The sequence below is a fragment of the Flagellimonas abyssi genome, assembly GCF_019457905.1.
In the GTDB taxonomy this organism is placed as follows: Bacteria; Bacteroidota; Bacteroidia; order Flavobacteriales; family Flavobacteriaceae; genus Flagellimonas; species Flagellimonas abyssi.
In genome coordinates this window covers 1-3878 of sequence record NZ_JAHZSV010000078.1, presented here as the reverse complement: position 1 = coordinate 3878, position 3878 = coordinate 1, and the positions used below count along the sequence as shown (strand labels likewise).

The 3878-nt window shown below is 38.0% G+C and carries 5 protein-coding genes; 3 read left to right on the top strand and 2 right to left on the bottom strand.

Annotated features, from left to right (window positions below):
- Positions 1–161: 161 nt before the first annotated feature.
- A complete protein-coding gene (locus K1F36_RS19815; protein WP_220115332.1) occupies positions 162–533 on the bottom strand; it encodes a hypothetical protein in 372 nt (123 codons plus the stop codon).
- 15 nt (positions 534–548) lie between these two features.
- The gene (locus tag K1F36_RS19810; protein ID WP_220115331.1) at positions 549–1748 is read right to left on the bottom strand and encodes a HEPN domain-containing protein; all 1200 of its coding nucleotides are present in this window, start codon (positions 1746–1748) and stop codon (positions 549–551) included.
- Between the two features lie 124 nt (positions 1749–1872).
- Here K1F36_RS19810 and K1F36_RS19805 point away from each other — a divergent pair, with 124 nt between their 5' ends.
- From K1F36_RS19805 to K1F36_RS19795, 3 genes are all read left to right on the top strand, one after another.
- On the top strand, positions 1873–2271 hold the full coding sequence (locus K1F36_RS19805; RefSeq protein ID WP_220115330.1) for a helix-turn-helix domain-containing protein: 399 nt from the start codon (positions 1873–1875) through the stop codon (positions 2269–2271).
- A gap of 254 nt (positions 2272–2525) precedes the next feature.
- The gene (locus K1F36_RS19800; protein WP_220115329.1) at positions 2526–3029 is read left to right on the top strand and encodes an RNA polymerase sigma factor; all 504 of its coding nucleotides are present in this window, start codon (positions 2526–2528) and stop codon (positions 3027–3029) included.
- Entirely contained in the window at positions 3026–3613 is a 588-nt protein-coding gene (locus K1F36_RS19795) for a hypothetical protein (protein ID WP_220115328.1), read from the top strand. Before K1F36_RS19800 ends, K1F36_RS19795 begins: the two co-directional genes overlap by 4 nt.
- Positions 3614–3878: the final 265 nt, after the last annotated feature.

Below are 3878 nucleotides of genomic sequence, written 5' to 3'. Positions count from 1 at the left end.
TCCAAGTATCCATCCAACAAAACAAAGGACGGTCTGAACTTACCTTTTTGTATATTGGTAGGCTCCAGTACCTCCAACTTATATCTTGCCGATTCCATTAGTTTCTTCAATTCCTTTTTACTCTTTTTCATGGCTATCCCTTTATTTGCTGTTTTCTTAAATCAATTTTCTTCTTTGGCCTTCTTCTCTTCCCTGTAAAATAGGTTCAAATGGTCCATCAATGCCTCTTCACCCACTGGCATCAATCGGTTGGCAATGGTCATCGCCTGATGGATGAATTCCTCTTCGTTCCTTTCCATGACATCGTCCGAGCCTAACTCTGGATTTATTGCCCGCATGGAAAGGTATATCAGTGAGCGAACGGTCAACAATAGATCAGCATGACCGTCAAGGTAAAAGAACGTGGGTTGGAACTTGTCCTTGAACCATTGATGGGGAACCAGTGTTGGGGTATGGTCGTTCCCATGGAATCTTAAATCCTTAAGGAGCTTTTCTTCGTTTGGGTTAATGGTGGATTCATTTTTTGATTTCATACGGAGTTTTTTGCGTTAATCATTGGATGGAGCCTCCAAAAGCAATTGCCTTACCTCATCTAGAAATTCCATTTCATCATAGGGCATAAGGTCAAGGATATGACTCATAGTGTCAGCTATGACAATATCAGGTTCTTGTAGCCATTTTGTGGCACCATGGGGATATTCAATGGCCATCATACATACCTTCATCAAATTGGTAATCATCAACATGGTTTCTTGGTATCCGCCATTAATCAGCTTAAGGCTGTACCGCTCCCTTGCCTGGAATGGTTCCAATGTCCCACAATACTTGCCTTCCAATTCCCTGAGCTTGTTTAACAAAGGTTCTTGGTTTGGATTTTTATCGATGTTGTTCTGCGGTGAGGGTACTTGTATTTTGGATTGACTCTGACCATCGATCCTCCTTTGGCATTTTTCCAATTCGGCGGGAATGTGTTTCTCCAATTTTAGGATGAACATATCCACGGAACCTTTTATCAAATCGGCCTGTTCCTCCTCGATGATGAAGTCTTTGGAATACCTGCTTTTTACATAGGATTTGTCAAGCTTGTTCAGCAACCGTATATCTTCTTCAATGTCCTGAGGGAAAATTTCCCCGAACGTGCTGCTTCTATCCCCAATAAAGTTTTGATGCTCCCTTATGGAATGCCCTTTGTGGGTGTGGCCCAATAGGAAGTGCTCGGCCAATCGATAACCCATTTCCAAGGTTTGATGGAACATAAAGCCAGCGAGCTCAAAGTTTCCCTCATCCATGAACGGTATAGCCCCTTTTCTAAATGCCCTCACCTTTTCAATTTCTTTCTCGTAATATGCCCTCGAACTATTAAGGACCCTTGGTAGAACTTCTTCGTCGAACGGGGCGAGACGCCTATCATCAAAACAGGTATATATCATGTTTTCCCTGTTACAATTGTTGACAAAAAAGGTGGTGCCTGCCGACTCTTGCTCCCCTATCTGGGTGGGTGTAAAGTAACTCACAACACAATCGGGATACATACCGAAAAATACTTTCAGGAACTGTTCTTTCTCTTCCCGGAACCTATTGGCATAATCTCCCGTCACGATGGTGAACCAATATTTATAGGGTTGTTGCTTCCCTCCAATGGTCAGATAGATATGGTTGGTATCGACCTTTTCGACCACCTTGGACACGATTTCCCTAATTTCTTCCGGGTTGTCCGTACCTTCCAAATTGAATGTCCGTTGCTCCATGATTTTTTGTTTTGCCTAAAGCAACGGCATTGTTCCCGTGTACCCAACCATCCAAAGTTGTAATCAACCACCGCCATTGGTAATTTACGCGTATATTTAAATCTGGAATGTTTATTTTTGGGATATGGAGACAGTAAAAAAGAACAATCACATTGGAAGAAAGATTGGCCGCATCCGTGAGCTAAGGGGCATGAAACAGGAAACTTTGGCAGAGATGTTGGGTGTCAGCCAACAAAGTGTTTCTAAAATTGAACAGTCCGAGACCCTTGATAATGAACGTCTTGAAGCTGTCGCCAAAGCCTTGGGGGTCACACCAGAGGCAATACATAACTTTTCTGAAGAGTTAGCCATTAATTACTTCAACAATTTTTACGACAATAGTTTTAGCAATAGCCAAGGAACATTCCATCCAAATAATTGCACATTTAATCTATTAGATAAGGTAGTTGAGCTTTATGAGCGACTTGTTCAAGCTGAAAAAGATAAGGTGACTTACTTGGAAAAGCTATTGGACAAGAAATAGCCCAATACTTTGAATCATATCTTCTTTAAAAGTCCTTTCAAAAAAGCGAACGGAACGCAGTGAAGTGCTGCAAGTGTCCCAAACCTTACCCTTAACTAATACTACTGAGCGAGGTAAAATGCCACCTTACTATTCATCCTTTAATTAAGGATTCCTTGATTTCACAGGACTGAAGCATTTTTTTATAAAAAACACGCTAAAGTGTCATATTCTCATAACTGTGGTAACTAATGAAGTAAAGGGAAGGATCATTAATGGAAAAAAGGGAAATCATATTTCTTTCTGCATTAGAAGAAAACCAAGATAAGCTATATAGAATTTGTTCGATTTATTCATATAGCCATGAAGACTCGAAAGACCTATTTCAGGAAGTTTTGGTTCACATTTGGAAGTCGATGAACTCATTTAAAGGTGATTCATCCATTAGCACCTGGATGTATAGGATAGCATTAAATATTTGCCTTCGTTTCAAATCTAAATACACGAAAAACCAAAAGCGATTTATAAGATTGGATAGTATGACCATTGCTAACCTTCGTTCGGAAGTAAATAATGGAATTGATAATGAAAAACTATTTGCCTTAAGAAAATGTGTCAAAAGCCTGAATGAAGGAGACAAAGCAATAGTTGCTCTGTATTTGGAAGGATTAGCATACCGAGAAATTTCAGATATACTTGGCTTATCTGAAAATCATATAGCCGTAAAAATCAAGCGGATCAAATCAAAATTGTTCAACTGTATAAATGAAATATTATGATTGAAGATGAATTAAATAAAATTTGGCAGTCGTCCAGTAATCAGGAGCGAATAAAATTTGAGAAATCAAAATTAATGATAGAATTACAATCAAGTTTAAAACGTTTGGATCGATGGTGGAATTATCTAGAACTTTCAGAAACGATTTTAGCGGTGTTTGGAGTGTTCTTATCCATCTTTTTATTCTTCAAGATTCCTTTCATCCTAACGAAAGTGGCGTTAGCATTAATGATAATCTGTGCCGTTTATTTAATAGTTAAATATCGAGGTGTTAAAAAATTTAAGCCTAGTGATCTGGAAATGAATTATTTAAATTATCTCAAAAAAAACAGGGAATATCTCCAAGCTCAAAAGAAATTCCTTAGAACATATGTCTATTGGGGAATTTTGCCAGTTTACCCAATAATGTTGTTGTTTAGTATTAGTGTTTGGGAAAAAGCCCCAATGTATTTAATTATCCCTATTAATGTTGCCGCAATTGGAATAGGCATTTATGGATACCTCTTGAACAAATTACGTGCAAAAAAAGAAATCGACCCAAGGATAGTTAGAATTAATGAATTAATAAATGGATTAGAACAATAGCGCATGATACCCAAGTACAGACCCTCAATAGTTTCAACAAATTTTTTAGAACAATTGTCAAAAATTTTGAGTTTTTCAATTTCAAAAACAAGAAGAGAAACAATCAAACAAAAAAGAAATCGAAGAAATCGAAAGAGGAATAAAAAGTACTAATGGCAACAAAGAACTCCCATGAAAAGCAAGCCCTTTTAAGCTAATATCAATACATAGTTCTCATCATAAGTGGGTCTGTAAATTAAACTCTGTCCGATCCATCAATCCCTCT